Consider the following 20,988-nt stretch of genomic DNA (forward strand, 5'->3'; position numbering starts at 1 on the left):
GGTTTTGGATTTGCACCTAAAATGGCGATCCGACCGAAGAAATTCAATCCATCTCCACCACTCAGCCGACTGCTGCCTCGACGATCGGACGGACCGCCTCTTCCAGGCTCTTCGGCGTCGTACCGGTGACGATGACGCCAAGCAGCGGCGCCGCGATGCCGGCCGCCTTCAGCTTTGGCATATCATCGGCCACGAAGCGCTTCTGGCTCGGCGCGATGACCGGAATACCGGCCTTCGAGGTGATTTCCCTGTAGCGGCCAAGGTCGGCCTCGTTGAGCGGCCTGCCGTAATCGGCAAACGACGCGACGGACGCCTCCATCATCGCGCCGGGAATGGCGACTATGGCCTTCAAATCCTCGTCCGTGCTTTCCTCGCCGAGCGCCGGGATCGGACGGAGCTTCGACTGCAGCAGATGCGGCTGCAGGTGATCGAAATAGACGTTGAAACCTTCAAAACCCAACTCCGCCAAGGCATCGAGTTCTTCCGGCGTCGGCACCGTCTCCTGACCGGCCATCACCAGCAGCGGCACCCCGAGAGGAGCAAGCTTCTCGAAGAACGGTCGTTCCTCGGCAAAACTGCCGAATGTGGTGCCGGTGGCGCGGTGATAGGCATTGAGGTGCACCTTGATAGCAAATGCCCCTGCCCCGATCGCCGCCTTGGCAAGATCGAGGTCGTGCCGGGCAAGCGAAACTATGACCGGGAATTCGTCGCCGCGCAGGGCCTTGGTGAGCTTGGTTTCGGGATAATTCGGCATCACGGGCCTCAGTTCAAACGCTGGCCGCCGTCGGCGGCGAAGAGATGGATATTGCCGAGATCAGGTCGCACGCGGATCGTCGCTCCCGGCGACAGCGAAACTCGCTCGCGAAACACGCCGGTGGCAAGCGTTTCGCCGAGCTTCATCGTCACCTGGGTTTCCGACCCCATCGGCTCGACAAGAATGATTTCCGCCGGCACGCCGTTTTCGTCGAGGAAGAAATGTTCGGGCCGAATGCCGTAGACCGCCTTTCGGTCCTTGTGCCCATGCTCTGCCTCGGGCAGCGGCAGCAGGATTCCGGGTGCGGAGAAACCTTCGGGCGTAATCGTCCCGTTCAGGAAATTCATCGACGGCGAACCGATGAAGCCGGCGACGAATTGATTGGCCGGCCGGTCGTAGAGGTCGAGCGGTGCGCCGATCTGCTCGACCCGGCCGCCGTTCAGCACGACGATCTTGTCGGCCATGGTCATCGCCTCGACCTGGTCGTGGGTGACGTAGATGGTGGTCGTCTTCAGCCTCTGGTGCAGGCTCTTGATCTCGCCGCGCATGACGACGCGCAGTTTCGCGTCGAGATTGGAAAGCGGCTCATCGAAGAGGAAGACCTTCGGATCGCGGACGATCGCCCTGCCCATCGCGACGCGCTGGCGCTGGCCGCCGGACAGCTGGCGGGGATAGCGGTCGAGCAGCGGCGCGAGGCCAAGAATGTCGGCGGCCCATTTGACCCGTTCGGCGATCTCCGCCTTGCTGCCGCCGCGGTGTTCCAGCGAGAAGCCCATGTTGGTCGCAACGGTCATATGCGGATAAAGCGCATAGTTCTGGAAGACCATGGCTATATCGCGGTCCTTCGGATCGAGATCGTTGACCACCCGCCCGCCGATCTTCACATCGCCGCCGGTAATCGTCTCCAGCCCGGCGACCATTCTGAGCAGCGTGGACTTGCCGCAGCCGGACGGGCCGACCAGCACGACGAACTCGCCGTCGGTGATACCAAGGTCGATGCCGTGGATGATGTCGACGGCGCCATAGCTCTTGCGGACATTGGAAAGGGTAACTTCAGCCATCAATCAGATTTCCGTTTCTTCAGCCCTGGTATTTCAACCCTTGAGGCCGGTATGCGCGAGCCCTTCGACGAATTGCTTCTGCGCGATGATGAAGACGATGAGAACGGGCAGCGCCGTCAGCGTCGCGGCGGCGAGCTGGATGTTCCACATCGGCCCGCCATAGGCATCGGTATATTGGGTGAGCGCCTGCGGCAGCGTGAATTTGTCCGCACTCGACAGGAACACGATCGGCTCGAGATAGAGGTTCCAGGAATGCAGGAAGGTGAAGATCGCCACAGACGCGAGCGCCGGCCTTGCAAGCGGCAGGGCGATCTTGCGAAAGATTTTGAAACGGCCGAGGCCATCGACCCGCGCGGCCTCTTCAAGTTCGACGGGCAGCGCGATGAAGAACTGCCGCATCACGAATGTCGCGAACACGCTCGGTGCGCCGAAGATCGGCACCAGGATCAGTGGCCAGTGGGTGTTGACCATGCCGGCCTTCAGGAACATCTGGAACAGCGGCACGATCGTCACTTCCGACGGGATCAGCAGCCCCAGCAGCACGACCATGAAGATCGTATTGGCAAACGGAAACCTGATGCGCGCAAAGGCATAGCCAGCCATGGAGGAGACGACCATCGTGCCGATTGTCACCAGCGCGGCGATATAGGCCGAATTCCAGTACTGCTTCACGAAGGGCTGCAGCTCGAAGACCTTGGAATAGGTCGTCCAGTCATAACGCGCCGGCACGAGCTGCGGCGGAAAGGCGAAGATGTCGCTGATCGGCTTGACCGACGACGTCACCATCCACCAGGTAGGGAAGACGAAGGGGATGAGGAGAACGCAGAGCAGGCCGTAGAGAAAGACTTGTCTGCGCGGGGAGAGCTCAGCTTTCATAGAAGACGATCCTCTTGCGCATCTGCCACTGAGCGAAGGTGAGTACGGCGACGATCGCGAACAGCACGATCGACAGCGTCGAGCCGTAGCCGAAGAAGTGGAACTGGAAGGCCTGCTGGTAGAGGTAATAGACGAGCACTGTGGTCGTTAGACCCGGCCCGCCTTGGGTCAGCACCGCGATCTGCGCGAACACCTGCAGCGACCCGACGATGGTGATGATCGAGGTCAGCAGGATGGTCGGGCTGATCAGCGGCAGGGTGATGCGGCGGAACTGCTTGAAGCGCGGCGCACCGTCGATGCGGGCGGCCTCGTAGAGTTCGTTCGGCACGCCCTGGAGGGCGGCCAGGAACAGGATCATGTTGAGGCCGACATTCTTGAACACCTGCACCACGATCACCGAGATCATTGCCGTCACCGGTTCACGCAGCCAGTTCGGCCCCTCGATGCCGAAGACGAGCAGCACGCCGTTGATGCCGCCGTTCTTCTGCAACAGGAAACCCCAGACGATCGTCCAGGCGACCAGCGACACGACGACCGGCGAGAAGAACATTGTGCGAAAAATGGTGATGCCGGCGAGCTTCTGGTTGAGCAGCACCGCAAGCAGCAGCGCCAGGCTCAGGTTGAAGATCACCAGCCCGGCAGAAAAGATCGCCGTCGCCCCGAGCACCGAAGGCAGGCTCGTGTCTTCGAGCAGCATCTCGTAGTTCGCGACGCCGGTATAGGTGAAGGTATTGGCGAGCACGTTCCACTCGTGCAGCGAATACCAGAAGACGAGGCAGAGCGGGATCAGCACGAAAAGGGTGATCCCGATCAGTTGCGGGGCGATGAAGAGAAAGCCGGCGAGGCTGTCGCGCCGCGCGATCGTCCAGAACGACGATGAAGAACGGGCTTCCGGACGGGCGGTTTGCTGCACGACAGCCATCGACTATTCCCTTAGCGCTTCAGAAGCGGGCCGATCTGGCCGCAGATCTGCTGGAGGGCTGCCGGGATATTCGCATCCCGGCGCCAGACGGCATCGAGGCCGGAGCGAACCGCCTGCTGGATCTGCGCAAAGCCCGTATGGCCCGGAATGACCTTGCCGGTGGCAATGCCGGAGATCACGACCTTGTCGATCTGCTCCTGGCTCAACAGCGGATTGGTCTTCTTCAGGACTTCCGCATTCAGCAGCGACTTGCGGGCCGACGGGAAGAACTGGCTGAGCTTGGCCGAGTTTTCCGGGTTCGTCATATAGGCGACGAATTCGGCGGCGGTCTTGGCGTTTTTGCCTGCCTGCATGACACCGACGCCGGCCTGGCCGATCAGCGCATAGTTGCCGGCCGGACCCTTGGGCAGCGGCACGAGATCCCAGGCGAAAGGCTTGTCCTTCGGCAGCAGCGAGGCGCGACTGATCTGGGTGATGGTCATCGCCGCATTGCCCGCGAAGAAGTCGACACTTTCGCCGGGACCCGGCATCGCCTTGTTCTTGAAGGCCGCCTGATGGATAAAGGTCAGCGCATCGACCATCGGCTTTTCGGTCATCGTGCAGGTCTTGCCATCGGCGCTCCACGGCGAGGCGCCCCAGCCGTTCCAGATGGAAGCGAGGTTCTGCCAGGTCTGGTAATTGAAGTCGCGAACGATCAGGCCGCCCTTGCCCGGAACCTTGCCGACGGCGGATGCGGTGGCGATGGCATTGTCCCACGTCCACTGGTTGGCTGCGATCATTTCCGCCGGCGTCTTGGCGCCGGAGGCTTTGATGAGATCGTTGTTGACGAACATCGCAAAGGGCGAGGTCGAGAACGGATAGGCAAACAGCTTGCCGTCCTTGGTCCAGCGCTCGGCGGCCGTCGCGCTTAGCTCTTCCGCGTTATAGCCCTTGGTGGCCTTGAGCGTATCCGTCAGCGGATAAAGCGCGCCGGAATTGACGAAGTCATAGGCCGCGGTTTCGAAGATCCAGGCCATGTCGGGCGCATTGCCGCCGGCGATCTGGGTCGTCAGCGCCGTGGTATAGGTTTCGAACGGCAGCGACTCGTAGGTCACTGTGACATTCGGATGGTCCTTCTTGAAGCCGGCGGCGATCTCGTTAAAGAGCTTCAGATGCGCCTCGTTGGCGCTCCAGATGGTCATGCGCAGGTTGACGGCGTCCTGCGCATTGGCGATGCCGCTCCAGCAGAGCGGCACGGCCACGGCCAATGCCGCGACCGCAGATTTCAAAGTCCGATGATAGTTCATTCCCGTTCCTCCTCCAAAGGTTGGTTCTGATAGACAGGCCGCCGGCCGTCCCTAGTAGGCGGCGATATCCGGCCAGCGCATTTCGATGCCTTCACGGCTGAGCTCTCTCTGAAAATTCTGGAGCTTCTCGTCGTTTTCCTGGACCTGACGGGGCGTGAGATTTTTGTCGAGGCAATGCGCCGCAAGCATGCCGGCAACTTCGCCGACGTTCCACTCGACCGGGTGCAGCCGGTAGCAGCCATTGGTGATGTGGGTGGTACCGATGTTCTTGCCGGCCGGGATGAGATTCTTCACCCGCTGAGGCAGAAGCGCGCCGAGCGGGATCTCGAACGGGCAGGACGGCACGTCGATATAGTTGTCGCCACCGGTCGAGGGATGCAGGTCGATCCGGTACATGCCGATGCCGATGCTGTCGCGGTAGTTGACCGCGCCCTTCTCCCCGCGCACCGAATAGGACAGGTCCTGCTCGACGATGCGGGTGACCGGCTTGATGCGACGGCTCTCGCGGATATAGGGGGCCATGGCAAGCCCATGCTCGGTGCCTGTGATGTCGCCGCGCAGGCGAAGACCCGGGAAACCCTGGCCGCCGTCCACGCGCGGCGCTTCGGTCTGCAGCCAGTAGAACAGCGAGTAGGAGAGGTCGGCGGCGGCTTTCAGCTGCTTTGCCTTCTCCTCTTCGGAAAGGTCGATGATCGTGCCTTCCATGTAATCGATCATCGGCCAGTTCACGAGGCAGATGTCGGAAGCGTAAGCGCCGGGCACGAAGTTGTTGCGCGCCGCGATGCGGCGGAAGATCCACAGGTTCTCGTCGCCGCCGCCCTTGCGCTGGTCGGCATCGACGGCGAGCGGATCGTCATTCGGATTGGGCGTGAACGAGCGGGTGGTGAAATCCAGCGTGCGGGGATGCGGCGCGGTGAAGCCGAGCAAAGGGCCACCCCAGAAATGCGGCTGGTAGGTGCGCCAGTAGTCGTAGTTCTCCGGCTTGTCGATCGTCTGGTCGCCATCGACGTGATCGATCGCAAAGCAGATCGACACGGCCTGGACATTGTCCGGCTGCGCTTCAGACGGCGCACTCGGCTCGCCGGTGTCGGACTGGGCCTCGAAGCCCTTCACATACTCCGTACCGGTCATCGGCAGCAGTTCACCGAGTTCGGTGGCATCGAGGATGTAGGCGGCAGAAATGGTGATCTCGCGGCCGGTGTCGCGGTGACGAACGGTGACGGAGCGTACCGTATCACCTTCGACGTCGGCTACCACAGGACGGTATGGCTGCAGCACCTTCAGCTTGCCGGCGCCGCGATAGGGCGCAAGCATCGCTTCCATGACGGCAAGGCTGACGCGCGGTTCGGCGCAGATGCGGCTGACCCAGCCGGCACCAGGATTGAGATCGCCCCAGGCGCGCGCGCCCTCGGTCAGCGGATAATGATCGCGGTAATATTGGCGGACACCTTCCCGTAGCTTCCGGTAGGAACGGGTGATTCCGAACTGCTCGACCCAGGTATGTTCGTCGGAAGGTACCGCCTGGCTGGTCAGCTGGCCGCCGATCCAGTCGAACTCCTCGGTCATGATCACGCTGCGGCCCGCCCGGCATGCGCCGAGTGCTGCCGCAACGCCGCCAAGACCACCGCCTACCACCAGAATATCCGTATGCATCTCTGTCACGCTCATCATGTCCGTTTTTTTGCGGGTCCAAGGGTTTCCCCCTCAACCGGTTCACAGGTCAGAAGAATTTGGCCACCGGCATCGCCGCTCTCGATGCGACGCACCAGCATGGCAGTCGCCTGCCGGCCCATCTCCTCGCGGGGGATGTCGAAAGCGGTGAACTGCATGTGGCTGCGTTCGGCGCGGATATGGCTGCCGAGTACAACGGCGGAAAAATCGCCGGGAATGGACAGGCCGCGCGCGCGGGCGGCGGCCTCGACGCGCACCGCATCGGCGAGTTCGACGAAGAAGGCGACAGTCGCACCGCTGCCTAAAAGAGCGTCCAGTATCTCGTCTGCCGCGCATCCCACCGTTTCGATATGCAGGACAAGTTCGAGACCGTTGCCGAGAGCGCGGTCGAAGCCCGACCACCGATCGGCAGTCGATTCCGCCGGTCCCGGCGGGCCGATATAAGCAAGCCTCGAATGTCCGAGCGCGCCTGCCTTCTCGACCAACGCCCGTGTGCCGTTCGCATAGTCGCCGCCGACATAGGGAACCGGCCCGCCGGCATCCTCGCGTCGGCCGATTGCCACGAACGGATAATCGCCGGATACCAGCCGCGTCAGCTCGGTGCGGTCGAATTCGCGGCCAAGGACGAGGCACCCATCGGCGATCCTCAGGCGATTGCCGTCGGCAAAGATCTTGCGATCCTGCCCAACGCCAGCCCCAGTCAAAAGTAGAAGGTCGTAGTTCTGGATCTGCGCCTCTTCCTCGATGCCCAGCAGGAAGGGCGTGAAGAAGTCCGCCTGGGCGCTTGGAAACGCCGGTTCGTAGGTGAACACGCCGAGAATGCGATTGAGCCCCTTCGCCATCCGGCGCGCGATCGGATCGGCAACATAGCCGGTAGTGCGGATGACCTGCTGGACGCGCTCCCGGGTCTCCTGCGGAATACGCGCCAGAGCTGTCGGCGCACCGTTCAGCACAAGCGAAACGGTCGCCTGACTGACGCCGGCCAATTTCGCAATATCGTGCTGGGTCAAACGCTTAGGCGCAGCCACGCAACATCCTCCCTGCCCCCCAATTAACTGCTAATACGCATTAGCAGTTAATACGTATTAACAAGATTGAGCGGGCTGATGTCAAGCGGGAAAATGAAGAGGAGTTGGTGACATTTGCGGAGCATCTGAAATCGCTGGAGATTTCCGGCACCTGCGTATTCGGCGACAGCATCACCGCCGGGTTCAATGCCTCCCACTCCGAACTCGCATGGCCGGCGCTGTTTGCCGGTGCGGTCGATGGCTTTCCAATCCGCAATCACGCCATCCCGGGAACGGTGTTGCAGGGCTCAAGGCTCGCCGAAGGAAAGCCGAGGCCGAACAATGGAGTCGGGAGATTTGTTGAATCACTTCTTGAGCGGCCGCACGAGGACGCGATCCTGATCCTTTATGCTACAATGACGCCCGCTACACCGCGGCCCCCGAAACCATGAACGTCCCAGGCTTCGTGCGGGATTATAGCCGTATCCTAAAGGCGCTGAACGCCACGGGCCACGGATCGCGATCGGCAGCCCGCCCTATGTTCCGGATGCCGGATTCTGGGTTGGAAGTGCGGGGTTCACCGGCCAGACTCGCCAGGGTTTTGAGCGCTATGTGGAAGCGGTCCGCGATCTTGCTCGGCAATTCTCGGTTTTTTACGCCCCGGTCTACGAACGGATGATGGAGCACGGCGACGGCCTTCTCGCCTCGCCCGTGCACTGCTTCTCGACGACGAAACGATACTCGGGGAAAAGAAGAGCGACCGCGGCACGGCCAAGGTGGCGGCCAACGGCTTCGAGATCGCGCTCAGGGACTGGATCGACAAGCTGGAAAAGATCCTGTTCTCCGGCATGGTCACCAGCCGCAACGGCCGGATGGAAAGTCCCTTCACACCGGTGCCGGCTGGGCCTGGGGATTTGTTGGCGCAGGCTGAGACACATAAGGCCGAAGGCTTGCCGCCGCTGATCTTCCTGCCCGGCATCGCCCAGACCAAACCATTGCCCGACGTGATGCGCGGCGAGTAAATGTCGCTCTTCGGCCTCACGGAAACCGACGGCATCTTGGTGCTGCCCGGTCCTCATGCCAAATGGGTGACGATGGAGGCTGGCCGCATCACCGCGATCACCACCTACATGTCCGGCGAGATCCTCAATCTGCTCAAGAAGGATTCGCTCGTCTCTCGCCTCATCCCGGCAACCTACGAGGCCGCCCGGAATCCTTTCGCCGTGGCGTCCAGACGGCGTTTGAACAAGAGACCTGCCCGGCCGCATCCTCGCCCGCGTCTTTTCAGCGCGCAACCTGGTCCTGTTCGACCGTCTGGCGCCCGAAGAGATCGCCGACTACCTGGCCGGCCTGATGATCGGCGCGGAAATCTCCGAGGCGCTGGGCAGGACAAACCGAAGAAAATCAACGTCGTCGGTCACGTAGCGCTTGCCGAGGGTTACAAGATGGCGCTCGAGATCTTCGGGGCGGGCGCAAATCTCGTCACGCCCGACATTGCCGCCGGTTTCCGCCGGGTCGCCTCTCGACAGGGTGATAGGTCACGGGCTATCGAAGGGGCGAAAGCCGCTTCGGGAGAAATGTGACCATGCCCAAACCCACCTCGATCATCCTCGATTGGGGAACGAGCTCGCTGCGCGCCATGCTGGTTTCGGAAACAGGCGAAACGCTCGATACCCGCGATACGTCGAGCGGCGGCATCCAGTTCGTCAAGGACGGCGCCTTCGAGCAGGCGTTGATGGAAACGGTGGGCGAATGGTTTTCGGCGCACGGCCCCCTGCCCGTCCTGGCAAGCGGCATGATCACCAGCCGCAACGGCTGGGTCGAAGTACCCTATGTGGATACGCCCGGCGGGATCGACGAGCTTGCCGCCGGCACGCGCAAACTCGCCCTTCAGAACGGCGCCGTCATCACCTTCCTGCCCGGCATGCGCGATCCGGCCGCCAAGCCGTTTCCGGATGTGATGCGCGGCGAGGAAACCCAGATCGTCGGTTACGGCCTCGACCGCGACCGCACCCTGGTCCTGCCCGGCACCCATAGCAAATGGGCACGGGTCAAGGACAACCGCATCGACGGTTTCCAGACCTACGCGACCGGCGAAGTATTTTCGCTTCTGACCAAACATTCGTTCATCGCCAAGGCTCTGGAGCCGAAGCCGGGCGCCGAGCCGGACTGGCAGAATTTCGATCGCGGGGCGGAATTTGCAGCCAGCGATTCCGCCGCCGCCGATGCGTTCCTGTCGGCGATCTTCAGCGCCCGCACCGGCATTCTCGACGGTAAATTGAAGCCTGAGGATATACTCGATTACGTCTCCGGCCTCGTCATCGGCTCGGAATTCCGCCAGGCCCGCGCTGCCGGCTGGTTCAAGAACGGCGATACGATCGGCATCGTCGGCAACAACGTGCTCAACAGCCGCTACGGCCGGATCGCGCCCCTGTTCGGCCTGACCGTCGAACCCGCATCGGAAAACGCCGCGAAACGCGGCATCATGCTGATCGCGGCCGAAGCCGCGCAATAAAGGAGTTTCGAGATGACCTTCGAAGAGGCGCTCAAAGCATGCAATCTCGTCGCCATCCTGCGCGGCATCAAGCCGGAAGAAGCGGAAGCCGTCGGCGAAGTGCTCGTTCAGGCGGGCTGGCGGATCATCGAAGTGCCGCTCAATTCCCCCGATCCGCTGAAAAGCATCGAAAAGCTGGTCAAACGTTTCGGAGACCAGGCACTGATCGGAGCCGGCACCGTACTGACATCTGCCCAGGTCGCCGATGTCGCCGCGACCGGCGCCAAGGTGATCATCTCGCCGAATGCGAATGTCGAAGTCATCAAGGCCAGCCGCGCGGCCGGCATGGTGAGCCTGCCGGGTGTCGCGACCCCCACGGAAGCCTTCGCGGCGATCGAGGCCGGCGCCACCGGCATCAAGGCGTTTCCGGCGGAAGCGATCCCCCCCTATGTCATCAAGGCATGGAAGGCGGTGCTGCCGAAGGATATTCCGGTGCTCGCCGTCGGCGGTGTCACGCCCGAGAACATGGCTGTCTACGCGCAGGCGGGCACCGCCGGTTTCGGCATCGGTTCCTCCCTTTACAAACCCGGTGCCGACATCGCCTCCATCGGGCAAAAGGCGAGAGAATTCATCGACGCGATGCGCGCCCTCTAAGGTCTAAAACCCCGTCGCAAAACCGTCGCGAACCGGAACTATCGTTTTCGTCCTGAGTTTTAGCCCAATTCGCGGCAAACCGGAGGGGACGATCTTGGCAGTGATCCGCAACAGCGCCGAACATCAGCAGAAGGTGTATGAACGGTGGGCGCCGGTCTATGACCGGGTCTATCGCGGCTTGCTGCGCGACGGGCATCGCACCGTCGCAAAGCTCGCCGCCGAAGCCGGACGGGACATTCTCGAGGTCGGCGTCGGCACCGGGCTCGTATTGCCCTATTATCCGAAACACTGCCGGGTCACAGGCATCGATCTTTCCGAACACATGATCGCCAAGGCACGTGAGAAGGTCGCGCGCGCCGGGCTCGCCCACATTCAGTCGCTGCATGTCATGGATGCGCACGACCTCGAATTCGCCGATCGTTCCTTCGACGCAGTCTGCCTGCCCTTCGTCATCACGCTGATCCCGGATCCCGAACGGGCTCTTGACGAGTGCGCCCGCGTGTTACGCTCAGACGGCGAGATCATCGTCGCGAGCAAGCTCGGCGACGGGCGCGGCCTACAAGGAGCGATCGAGGAAGCCGTAGCGCCACTGGTACACCGGGTTGGATGGAGTTCGTCCTTCCGCATCGCTCGGATTGTCGAATGGGCGAAGCGGCGCGGCGATTTCGAGGTGGCGGAGATTCGTCGCGTGTTCCCGAATGGATTCTTCAAGGTCATCCGTCTGAAGCACCGCCTGAGCGCCTGAAGGAGATCACTTGGTCTTCAGGACGGAGACCGCAAGTTCGCTGTTATGGACGTATTCATTGGCGTCCGGCTGGCGTTGGACGAGCAGGATGAACAGCAGGTCCGTCAGCATCAGCTGTGCATCGCGCGCGGTGATGGAGGACGAGCGCACCCGCTCCTCGTCCGCGACCGTATAAAGCCGGATATCCGCTGCCTGCATCAGCGGATTGCCGTTGAGACCGGTAATGGCGATCACCGTCGCGCCGCGCTGGCGCGCCAGTTCGGCGATCCTCAGCGTCTCGAAACTGGTGCCGGAATAGGAAAGTGCCAGCAGTACGTCCTGGCTGTTGAGCGTCGAGACATTCGCCATCTGCACATGGCTGTCGCTGTCATGCAGCACGTTGCGCCCAAGCTTCATCAGCTTGTAGGAAAAATCGCGCGCGACCAGCGACGATGCCCCGACGCCGGCCATATGGATGCGTCGCGCATCGTTGAGAGCCGTCAGGGCCCGCTCGATCTCCTGCTCGTTGTTGACCGCGAGCGTCTGCTGCATGGACAACATCTTGCTGCCGATCAGCTTCTGCAGGATCGTCAGATAACTGTCGCCGACCTCGATCGAGCCGTGGATCATGCCGGGAGGCGCATGCCATTCCTGCGCCTTCGCCTCGCTGACGGCGAGCTTCAGCTCCTGATATCCGGCAAAACCCAGTTTCTGGCTGAATTTCACGACGCTCGACTGGCTGCGCCCCGTCTCGGCCGCAAGCGCTGCGGAGGAAAGCCGTAGCATCTGGTCGGGATTGTCGAGGATGAACTGGCCGATCTCCCGGTCTGCCGGTGCCATATCCTCGAGCTGCGCGTTGATCTTCTTTAAGACTGACATGCGTTCCTTCGGAAGCTCCGCGATACGGCCTTGGGTCTGGTGGAGGATACCACCGCAACGGTCGTCCGCAACAGCGTTTCCATCCCCCAGCCGAGGATGGATTATCGCAGATAATGCCGCACAAAGGAATAAAAAATTCCGAATGATTGACAGGGACGCGCCGTGGTTTAGTTTCGAGGAAGCGCAGATTGATTTGAGATTCACCGCGCCTCTTCGACAGGTTTCGTCATGGACAGATTACGGATCGTCGGCGGTCATCGGCTCCAGGGAGCCGTCACCATTGCCGGGGCGAAAAACGCGGCGCTCCCGCAGATCGCGGCCACGCTGCTCAGCCCCTACCCGGTCGAGCTCACCAACCTGCCACAAGTCAGCGATGTGGAAAACATGCTGGGGGTCGTCGAACTGCATGGCGCCGCCGTCACCCGCACCGGCCATTCCACCATCGTCGATGCCAAGGCAATCGTCTCGAAGGAAACCTCCTACGACACCGTTCGCAAGATGCGCGCCACCGTGCTCGTCCTTGCACCGCTGCTCGCCCGCTTCGGCCAGGCACGCGTATCGCTGCCCGGCGGCTGCGCCATCGGTGCGCGTCCCGTCGACATGCATATCAAGGCGCTCGCGGCTCTCGGAGCGGACATCGATATCGAGAACGGCCTGATCGTCGCTTCGGCACCGGGCGGATTGAAGGGCGGCCGCATCGTGCTTCCCTCCCCCTCCGTCGGGGCTACGGAGACAGCGATGATGGCCGCCACCGCCGCCAAGGGCGAAACCGAGATCCTCAACGCCGCCCGCGAACCCGAAGTCGCCGATCTTGCCGCCTGTCTGATCGCCATGGGCGCGCGGATCGAAGGCGCCGGCACCCACCGCATCCTGGTCCAGGGCTTAACCACCTGGCAGCCGGCGAAACATCACGGCATTCCCGACCGTATCGAAGCCGGAACCTACGCCGTGGCAGCCGCCATCACCGGCGGCATGCTGGAACTCACCAACGCGCGGCTGGAAAACATGGCCTCGATCGTGCAGGTGCTGGAAGCTATGGGCGTCAGCATCTGGCCGAGCGATCGCGGCCTCGTCGTTTCGCGCGAAGGTCCGCTGAAGGCGACAGATATCACCACCGAGCCCTATCCGGGTTTCCCGACGGATCTTCAGGCGCAGTTCATGGCGCTTGCAGCCTGTGCCGAAGGTGCATCGCTGATCCGCGAAACCGTCTTCGAAAGCCGCTTCATGCACGTGCCGGAACTGATGCGCCTCGGGGCCAATATCGCGCTACAAGGCACTACCGCACTGGTACGCGGCGGCGCCCCGTTGAAGGGGGCGCAGGTGATGGCGACGGATCTGCGCGCCTCCGTCTCGCTGGTACTCGCCGGGCTGGTTTCCTCGGGTGAAACGGTTATCAACCGCGTCTACCATCTCGACCGCGGATACGAACAACTCGACCGCAAGCTTGGCCAATGCGGAGCCGATATCGAGCGGATCAGCGCATGACGGCCGGAACCGAACGCTTTTTCCTGGGCGTCGATGGCGGCGGCACCGGCTGCCGCGCCCGTATCGAAGACCAAGCCGGCTCCGTTCTTGGACAGGGTCTTTCCGGCCCTGCCACGACGCGGCTCGGTATCGAACAGGCCTGGGCCTCGATCTCGCGCGCGTTCAAGGCCGCCTTCGACGAAGCCGGGTTCGGGTCCGACGAGATAGGCCGCACCCATGTGGGCATCGGGCTTGCCGGCACCGGCCGCAAGGGGTCTGTCGAGGCCTTGAAGGCGATACCGCACCCGTTCGCCAGCATCGATTTCGTCAGCGACGGAATGGGCGCCTGCCTCGGCGCCCATTCCGGCCGCGACGGCGCGATCGTCATCGCCGGCACCGGCTCGATCGGTCTCGGTTTTGCCGAAGGCCGCAGCCTGCGCGTCGGCGGTTACGGATTTCCCATTTCCGATGAAGGCAGCGGCGCAGATCTCGGCCTCAAAGCCGTGCAGCTGGCGCTCCGCGCTCATGACGGACGGATCGAGAAAACCGCTCTGCTGATCGAGGTCATGCAGCGCTTCCAGAACGATCCTTTCGAAGCCATAGCCTGGATGGACCGTTCGTCCGCCACGGACTACGCCTCGCTTGCGCCGATGGTGATGCGGCATGCGGACCAGGGCGATTCCGCCGGCCGTCGCATCGTCCAAAGTGCTGCCGAACAGATCGACACGCTGGTCCGCACGCTGTTCGATCAGGGCGCTCCGCGCGTTACCCTGCTTGGCGGCCTGTCGAGCCCGCTGGAGGCCTGGCTGGCACCGGACGTCCGCCGCCGGCTGAAGCCCGCCGACGGCGATGCCGTCTCAGGCGCGATCATTCTCGCCCGCCAAGCTGTCAAGGCCTCCTGAACCCCAATCCCGCCTTCAGAAAGGCTGAGTGACGTGGAATAATATATTCCAATTTTTCATTGACTCATGGAATGGATGATCCTAATCCTTTGAGGAAAGGATAACAAAGGGTGAGGAGCAACATCGTATGACGCCGATCCTGCGAAGCGCTGCGCCGCCCTCCGATCTCGAAGGCAGGGTCATGAGCGACGAACGGCTGATATCCGAACTGGAAAGACTGGTTTCGGAAGACCGCAATCCCCGCTCCATGGATATCGATCTGCTGCCCACAATCGACGTGCTGCGCGAGATCAACGAAGAAGACCAGGGCGTTCCCGCAGCGGTCGAGAAGGTAATCCCGCAGATCGCCGAGGCCGTGGAGGAAATCGTTCGCGCTTTCCAGAAGGGCGCCCGGCTGGTCTATATCGGCGCAGGCACCAGCGGCCGCCTCGGCGTGCTCGATGCGTCCGAATGCCCCCCGACTTTCAGCGTCCCGGAAGGCATGGTCGTCGGCCTGATCGCCGGCGGCGACCACGCCCTCCAGCACGCCGTCGAAGGCGCCGAGGATAGCCCGGAACAGGGCCAGCAGGATCTCGTCGACATCGGCCTGACCGCAGACGACGTCGTTGTCGGCATCGCCGTCAGCGGCCGCACGCCTTACGTCATCGGTGCCTTGAACTATGCCAAGGAGCTTGGGGCGAAGACGGTCGCCCTCTCCTGCAATCCCGATGCCGTCATCGCCGATATCGCCGATATTGCCATTTCGCCGGTCGTCGGCCCGGAAATCCTCACCGGCTCAACGCGCCTCAAATCCGGAACGGCCCAGAAGCTCGTACTCAACATGCTGACCACGGCGAGCATGATCCGCATCGGCAAGAGCTATCAGAACCTGATGGTCGATCTGCATGCCAGCAACCAGAAGCTCGTCGCCCGCGCCGCCCGCATCGTCATGCAGGCAACCGGCTGCACGACGGAAGAGGCGCGCGGCGTGCTTGACCTCACAGGCAACGACGTCAAACTGGCGATCCTGATCGCGCTGACGGGAATGGATGTCGATACGGCGCGCGTGGCGCTCGACAATGCGGGAGGCTTCCTCCGCAAGGCAATTGATGGGAAGACGGCGTAAAGCTGCTGAATGCCGGCCGCGGCTCGAATGTGGCTGGGTCGAGACGACGAACAGATATCAGAAGAGGGAGAATAAAAATGGGAAGACATCTTTCGACTAAATTCCTGTCCGTCCTTGCGCTGGCCGTCACCATCGGCGCGACCGCGATCGCCTCGCCGGCATCCGCCGCGTCGCTCAAAATGGCCTGGAAGCAGGATGCGACCGGCCTTGACCCGCACAAGCAGACTGCATTTTCCTCGATCCGCCTGCTGGAACTGATCTATGAGCCGCTCGTCCGCCTCAACAAGGACCTGCAGATCGTCCCGGCCGTCGCAGCTTCGTGGGAATTCGCACCCGACGCCAAGCAACTGACCTTCAAGCTTAACCCGAACGCAAAATTCCAAGACGGCAAGCCGGTAACGGCCGCCGACGTGAAGGCCTCGTTCGAGCGCCTTCTCGACGAAAAGACCGCGGCTGCCGCGCGCGCCAACTTCCTGTCGATCGCCTCTATCGAGACGCCGGATCAGACGACGGTCGTCTTCAAGCTGTCGCAGCCGGACGTGCCGCTCCTGACCGCCATGGCGAGCATCAACGCCGCCATCGTACCAGCCGCTGAAATCGCTGCCGGCACCATCGGCACCAAGGCGCTCGGCTCCGGCCCGTTCAAGCTCGACAAGTGGGAGCCGAATTCCAAGGAAACGCTCTCCGCCAACAAGGACTGGGCCGGCGGCAAGGTCGCCATCGACGGCATCGACATCAGCGTCCTGCCGGACGAGACCGCGATCCTTGCGGCGCTGCGCACCAAGCAGGTGGATTTCGCGCTGATCAACGATCCGCTGGTCGCAACTCTGGTACCGAAGGAGCCAAGCCTTGTGCTCAACCGCACGCCGGTTCTGGCCTACCACGTGCTGCAGATGAACCCGTCCCGCAAGCCGATGGACGTTCTCGCCGTGCGCCAGGCGATCTCCTGCGCCATCGACCGCAAGGACGTGCTCGACACGGCTTCGGTCGGCGAAGGCAAGGTCACCGGCCCGCTGACCATGCCGGGCTACACGTCCGATGCCAGCACGCTGTTCTGCTACAAGCAGGATATCGCCAAGGCGAAGAAGCTGATGGCTGACGCAGGTTTTGCGAACGGCTTTACCGCGACCGTGATCGCCGCCAATGGCGAACCTGCAACTGCGGCTGCAGAGGCCCAGGTCCTGCAGTCCCAGCTGGCCGAAATCGGCGTCAAGCTCAACATCAAGATGATGGAGCTCAACGTCTATGTCGATGCCTGGCTGAAGGGCGACTTCGACATGGCGGTGGCGCTGAACGGCGGCCGCGCGGATCCTTACTCCATGTATAACCGCTACTGGACCAAGACCGGCAACCTGCAGAAGGTCACCAACTACATCGACGATACGCTCGACAGCCTGATGCAGAAGGGCCGCGTCGAGACCGACCCTGCCAAGCGCAAGGTCATCTTCGCCGACTTCGAAAAGCACCTTGCCGAAGTTTCGCCCTGGGTCTGGCTCTACACGTCCTACAGCTACACCGCACAGCAGAAGAACGTGCAGGGCTTCGTGCCGACGCCGGAAGGCTCGCTGTTCGGCCTGAGCAAGGTCACGTTGCAGTAATCGCGAAAGCATGACGGTACGGATACGAGGTTGGTGAACGAATGAGTTACCTGGCGCGACGGCTGTTGACGTTTCCGCTCGTGATGCTCGGGGTCTCCATCCTCGTGTTCGTCGCAATTCGACTGGTGCCGGGTGACGCGATCACCGCGATGCTCGGCACCGAAGCCGGCCTTCTGACGCCGGCGCAGAGGGCGGCGCTCTCCGCCTATTTCGGCATCGACAAGCCGATCCTGGTGCAATACTGGAGCTGGCTTCTCGGCGTCCTCCAGGGCGATCTCGGCATTTCGGTGATCCACGGCAAGCCGGCGCTCACCATCATCCTCGAACGTTTTCCGCTGACGCTGCAGCTCGCGTTGATGTCCATGTGCGTGGCGCTTCTCGTCGGCCTGCCGGCCGGCGTGTTCGCCGCCACCCGCAACGAAAAGATCTCCGATCTTGCGGTGCGGATCTTCGCGATGATCGGCCAATCGACCCCCAATTTCGTCGTCGGTCTGCTGATCATCTATGCGTTGTCGGCCGGTTTCGGTATCCTGCCGACCATGGGCGAGTTCACGCCGTTCCTCACCGATCCGCTCCGCAATCTCGGCCAGATGATCCTGCCGGCGATCACGCTCGGCTTCGCCTTCGCCGCCTCCGTCACCCGTATCTCGCGCTCCGCCATGCTCGATGTGCTCTCCGACGACTATGTGCGCACCGCCCGCTCGAAGGGCGTGCCGAAACGCAGCGTCATCTGGCGCCATGCCCTGCCGAATGCGCTGATCCCGGTCGTCACCCTGAGCGGCGTCGAATTCGGCTATCTGCTCGGCGGCGCCGTGCTGGTGGAGCAGATCTACGCCCTGCCCGGCCTCGGCCGTCTCGTCCTCGAAGCGATCCTGCAGCGCGATTACGCGCTGGTGCAGGGCTGCGTCCTGTTCATTGCCTTCAACTTCATGGTGGTCAACCTGCTCGTCGACCTCGCCTATGTGACGCTTGATCCGCGCATCCGGCTCGGAGAGAGCAACTGATGTCGATGCTTCGCGCAATTTTCAGCCATTCCAGCGGCAGGATCGGCGGGACGATCGTCGTGATCTATGTGGTTGTCGCGCTGCTCGGCATGTTCGGCGTCACCCCTTACAATCCCCTGCAGCAGTTCCGCATCGACCGTCTGCATGCGCCGAACGCCGTCTACTGGATGGGCACCGACCTGTTCGGCCGCGACGTCGCCAGCCGGCTGATGAACGGCATCGGCCAGTCCTTCCTCGTCGCCTTCTGTTCGGTCGCTCTCGCAACACTTGCGGGAACCGTGCTCGGCCTGACCGCCGCGTGGTTCGGCAAGGCCTGGGACGGCATCGTCATGCGCATCATGGACGTGCTGCTCGCCTTCCCGGCCATCCTGCTCGCCCTCCTCATCATCGCCGTTGTCGGCCCCGGCACCTGGACGAGCGTGGCTGCCATCGCCATCGTCTACACGCCGATCTTCACCCGCGTGGTGCGTGGTCCGGCTCTCTCGATCAAGGCCCGCGAATTCGTCGATGCCGCCCGCACCTTCGGTTCCAGCCGACGCTATATCCTGACCCGCCATCTGCTTCTCAACCTGGTCGCGCCGCTGACCGTGCAGGTGACGTTGGCGCTCGCGTGGTCGCTGCTGACCGAGGCCGGCTTGAGCTTCCTCGGCCTCGGCACCCAGCCGCCGGCCTCCTCGCTCGGGCTGATGCTCGCCGACAGCCGCAACCTGATGGAAAACGCGCCCTGGCTCCTGATCTTCCCGGCGGTCGCCATCATGATCAGCATTCTCGGCTTCAACCTGCTCGGTGACGCCTTGCGCGACATACTCGACCCCAAGACGCGGAGGTCCGCGCCATGACGCCGCTTCTCTCGGTATCCGGCCTGCGCGTCGGTTTCGGGCGCGATCCGAAGCAAAACGAGATCGTCAAAGGCGTCAGCTTCGACCTGGATGCCGGCGAAACACTGGCGATCGTCGGAGAAAGCGGCTCCGGCAAATCAGTCACGGCGCTCTCCATCAACCGGCTCGTCGATTTCGGCGGCGGTCGCATCATCGGCGGTTCGATCACCCTGAAACGTGCCGACGGCAGTATTCTCGACATCACCGGGGCGCAAGAACCGGTGCTCGAAAAGATCCGCGGCTCCGAGATCGGCATGATCTTCCAGGAGCCGATGACCTCGCTCAACCCGGTGCTGACGATCGGCCGCCAGATCGAGGAATCGTTTCGTCTGCATCGCGGACTGACCGGCAGGCAGGCGACGGCCGCGGCGAAGGACGCGCTCGACCGCGTCCGGATTCCCGATGCGGCGCGACGCCTCAAATACACCCCGAACCAGCTTTCCGGCGGCATGCTCCAGCGGGTCATGATCGCCATGGCGCTTGCCTGCAATCCGCGCCTGCTGATCGCCGACGAACCGACGACCGCACTTGACGTCACCGTCCAGGCGCAGATCATGGCGCTGCTCGGCGAGTTGAAGCGCGAGACCGACATGGGGATGATTTTCATCACCCATGACATCGGCCTCGTTGCCGGCATTGCCGACAAGGTCATGGTCATGCAGGCCGGCGAAGCGGTCGAACAGGGACCGCTCGGCGACGTCCTCGACCAGCCGAAACACCCCTATACCCAGCATCTGCTGAGCGCCGTGCCGCATTTCGAGTCCGGCCGCGCCGCCCGTTCCGATTTCAGCCGGGAAAAATCCGAGGCGATTGTCCCTGCCCTGAAAGTCGATGGCCTGACGGTCCGCTTCAAGGTGGCCGGCAGCATCCTCTCCCGCTCGCCGGGCTCGGTCCATGCGGTCGAGAATGTCGGCTTCGACCTGATGCCGGGAGAGACGCTGGCGATCGTCGGCGAAAGCGGCTCCGGCAAGTCGACCACCGCCCGCGCCATCCTCGGGCTCGTGAAGCCCACCCGCGGCAGTTTTTCCGCCAACAACGGAAGGATCGTCGATGGCAGCGATCCCTCCGTGCAGATGGTCTTCCAGAACCCCTACGCCTCGCTCAACCCGCGGCTTCGCATCGACAGCATCCTCGCCGAACCGGTGATCGCCGCCGGCGGCCGGATCGATGCCGAAACGCGGGCCAAAATGGTCGCGCTGCTCAAGCGCGTCGGCCTGCCCGAAAACAGCCTGCTGCGTTACCCGCACGAATTCTCCGGCGGCCAGCGCCAGCGCCTCTGCATCGCCCGCGCGCTGATGCTCAATCCGTCGATCGTCGTGCTCGACGAGGCGGTTTCGGCGCTGGACGTGTCGGTACAGGCCAAGGTGCTGGAACTGCTGGTCGATCTGCAGCACGAATACGGCCTCGCCTACCTCTTCGTGTCCCATGACATGGCCGTCGTCGAACGCATCGCCCACCGCATTGCGGTGCTCTACGCAGGCCAGATCGTCGAGATCGGTAACGCGGCATCGCTTCTGTCCAACCCGCAGCATTCCTATACCAAGCGGCTGATCTCCGCCGTGCCGAGCATCGAGCGCCGCAACCAGCATTTCGAACTCGATACCCGCCAGGTTCCGTCTCTGGTTCGGCCACCGGGTTTTGAGCCGCCGCCCGCCGAATGGCAGACCTGTGGACCGGATCACCGGGCGCGGGCGGAAGCCTGAGGATGT

At 62.8% G+C, this 20,988-nt stretch carries 19 protein-coding genes and 1 pseudogene; 12 read left to right on the forward strand and 8 right to left on the reverse strand.

Going from position 1 to position 20,988, the window contains the following annotated elements; genetic code table 11:
• Window positions 1–61: 61 nt before the first annotated feature.
• From GQ59_RS17180 to GQ59_RS17210, 7 genes are read right to left on the reverse strand one after another with little or no spacing between them, the layout of a single operon-like run.
• Window positions 62–754 (reverse strand): hypothetical protein, encoded by a 693-nt coding sequence (locus GQ59_RS17180; protein WP_037083464.1) that lies wholly within the window; start codon window positions 752–754, stop codon window positions 62–64.
• A gap of 8 nt (window positions 755–762) precedes the next feature.
• Window positions 763–1,815 carry an ABC transporter ATP-binding protein gene (locus tag GQ59_RS17185; protein ID WP_037083466.1) on the reverse strand — a complete coding sequence of 351 codons (1,053 nt, stop codon included), beginning with the start codon at window positions 1,813–1,815 and terminating at the stop codon, window positions 763–765.
• Window positions 1,816–1,848: 33 nt separating this feature from the next.
• Window positions 1,849–2,691: a carbohydrate ABC transporter permease gene (locus GQ59_RS17190; protein WP_037083467.1), complete on the reverse strand. Its 843-nt coding sequence runs from the start codon at window positions 2,689–2,691 to the stop codon at window positions 1,849–1,851.
• Window positions 2,681–3,613 (reverse strand): carbohydrate ABC transporter permease, encoded by a 933-nt coding sequence (locus GQ59_RS17195; protein ID WP_037083468.1) that lies wholly within the window; start codon window positions 3,611–3,613, stop codon window positions 2,681–2,683. The genes GQ59_RS17190 and GQ59_RS17195 overlap by 11 nt, the downstream gene beginning before the upstream one ends.
• An 11-nt stretch (window positions 3,614–3,624) precedes the next feature.
• The gene (locus tag GQ59_RS17200) at window positions 3,625–4,899 is read right to left on the reverse strand and encodes an ABC transporter substrate-binding protein (protein ID WP_037083469.1); all 1,275 of its coding nucleotides are present in this window, start codon (window positions 4,897–4,899) and stop codon (window positions 3,625–3,627) included.
• A gap of 51 nt (window positions 4,900–4,950) precedes the next feature.
• Complete coding sequence (locus GQ59_RS17205; protein ID WP_037083638.1) at window positions 4,951–6,552, reverse strand: FAD-dependent oxidoreductase; 1,602 nt, start codon at window positions 6,550–6,552, stop codon at window positions 4,951–4,953.
• Between the two features lie 14 nt (window positions 6,553–6,566).
• Entirely contained in the window at window positions 6,567–7,598 is a 1,032-nt protein-coding gene (locus GQ59_RS17210; RefSeq protein WP_037083471.1) for a LacI family DNA-binding transcriptional regulator, read from the reverse strand.
• Window positions 7,599–7,705: 107 nt separating this feature from the next.
• Between GQ59_RS17210 and GQ59_RS32815 the strand changes: the two genes are divergently transcribed.
• From GQ59_RS32815 to GQ59_RS17235, 5 genes and pseudogenes are all read left to right on the forward strand, one after another.
• Window positions 7,706–8,029, forward strand: a complete 324-nt coding sequence (locus GQ59_RS32815; RefSeq protein WP_174459621.1) for an SGNH/GDSL hydrolase family protein — start codon at window positions 7,706–7,708, stop codon at window positions 8,027–8,029.
• A 285-nt stretch (window positions 8,030–8,314) separates the two neighbouring features.
• A pseudogene (locus GQ59_RS33075) lies at window positions 8,315–9,160 on the forward strand (2-dehydro-3-deoxygalactonokinase).
• A gap of 2 nt (window positions 9,161–9,162) precedes the next feature.
• Window positions 9,163–10,092 (forward strand): 2-dehydro-3-deoxygalactonokinase, encoded by a 930-nt coding sequence (locus GQ59_RS17225; RefSeq protein ID WP_037083472.1) that lies wholly within the window; start codon window positions 9,163–9,165, stop codon window positions 10,090–10,092.
• A gap of 12 nt (window positions 10,093–10,104) precedes the next feature.
• Window positions 10,105–10,725, forward strand: coding sequence for a 2-dehydro-3-deoxy-6-phosphogalactonate aldolase (locus GQ59_RS17230; protein WP_037083476.1), 621 nt, complete (start codon window positions 10,105–10,107; stop codon window positions 10,723–10,725).
• 94 nt (window positions 10,726–10,819) lie between these two features.
• On the forward strand, window positions 10,820–11,470 hold the full coding sequence (locus GQ59_RS17235) for a class I SAM-dependent methyltransferase (RefSeq protein ID WP_037083477.1): 651 nt from the start codon (window positions 10,820–10,822) through the stop codon (window positions 11,468–11,470).
• Window positions 11,471–11,476: 6 nt separating this feature from the next.
• Here GQ59_RS17235 and GQ59_RS17240 read toward each other — a convergent pair whose 3' ends face one another.
• Window positions 11,477–12,328 carry a MurR/RpiR family transcriptional regulator gene (locus tag GQ59_RS17240; protein ID WP_037083479.1) on the reverse strand — a complete coding sequence of 284 codons (852 nt, stop codon included), beginning with the start codon at window positions 12,326–12,328 and terminating at the stop codon, window positions 11,477–11,479.
• A 228-nt stretch (window positions 12,329–12,556) separates the two neighbouring features.
• On the opposite strand from GQ59_RS17240, the gene murA reads away from it, so the two are divergent.
• The 7 genes from murA to GQ59_RS17275 all read left to right on the forward strand — a co-directional run bounded on the left by murA (window position 12,557) and on the right by GQ59_RS17275 (window position 20,982).
• Entirely contained in the window at window positions 12,557–13,813 is a 1,257-nt protein-coding gene (gene murA, locus GQ59_RS17245; protein ID WP_037083480.1) for a UDP-N-acetylglucosamine 1-carboxyvinyltransferase, read from the forward strand.
• Window positions 13,810–14,694, forward strand: a complete 885-nt coding sequence (locus GQ59_RS17250) for a glucosamine kinase nucleotide-binding domain-containing protein (protein WP_037083482.1) — start codon at window positions 13,810–13,812, stop codon at window positions 14,692–14,694. Before murA ends, GQ59_RS17250 begins: the two co-directional genes overlap by 4 nt.
• A 181-nt stretch (window positions 14,695–14,875) precedes the next feature.
• Complete coding sequence (gene murQ, locus GQ59_RS17255) at window positions 14,876–15,799, forward strand: N-acetylmuramic acid 6-phosphate etherase (protein ID WP_037083640.1); 924 nt, start codon at window positions 14,876–14,878, stop codon at window positions 15,797–15,799.
• Window positions 15,800–15,876: 77 nt separating this feature from the next.
• Window positions 15,877–17,397 (forward strand): ABC transporter substrate-binding protein, encoded by a 1,521-nt coding sequence (locus GQ59_RS17260; RefSeq protein WP_037083483.1) that lies wholly within the window; start codon window positions 15,877–15,879, stop codon window positions 17,395–17,397.
• A gap of 41 nt (window positions 17,398–17,438) precedes the next feature.
• The gene (locus GQ59_RS17265) at window positions 17,439–18,401 is read left to right on the forward strand and encodes an ABC transporter permease (RefSeq protein ID WP_037083485.1); all 963 of its coding nucleotides are present in this window, start codon (window positions 17,439–17,441) and stop codon (window positions 18,399–18,401) included.
• On the forward strand, window positions 18,401–19,240 hold the full coding sequence (locus tag GQ59_RS17270; RefSeq protein WP_174459622.1) for an ABC transporter permease: 840 nt from the start codon (window positions 18,401–18,403) through the stop codon (window positions 19,238–19,240). The genes GQ59_RS17265 and GQ59_RS17270 overlap by 1 nt, the downstream gene beginning before the upstream one ends.
• Window positions 19,237–20,982, forward strand: a complete 1,746-nt coding sequence (locus GQ59_RS17275) for an ABC transporter ATP-binding protein (protein ID WP_037083489.1) — start codon at window positions 19,237–19,239, stop codon at window positions 20,980–20,982. Before GQ59_RS17270 ends, GQ59_RS17275 begins: the two co-directional genes overlap by 4 nt.
• The last annotated feature ends 6 nt before the right edge of the window (window positions 20,983–20,988 follow it).

The sequence above is a fragment of the Neorhizobium vignae genome, assembly GCF_000732195.1.
Lineage (GTDB): Bacteria > Pseudomonadota > Alphaproteobacteria > Rhizobiales > Rhizobiaceae > Neorhizobium > Neorhizobium vignae.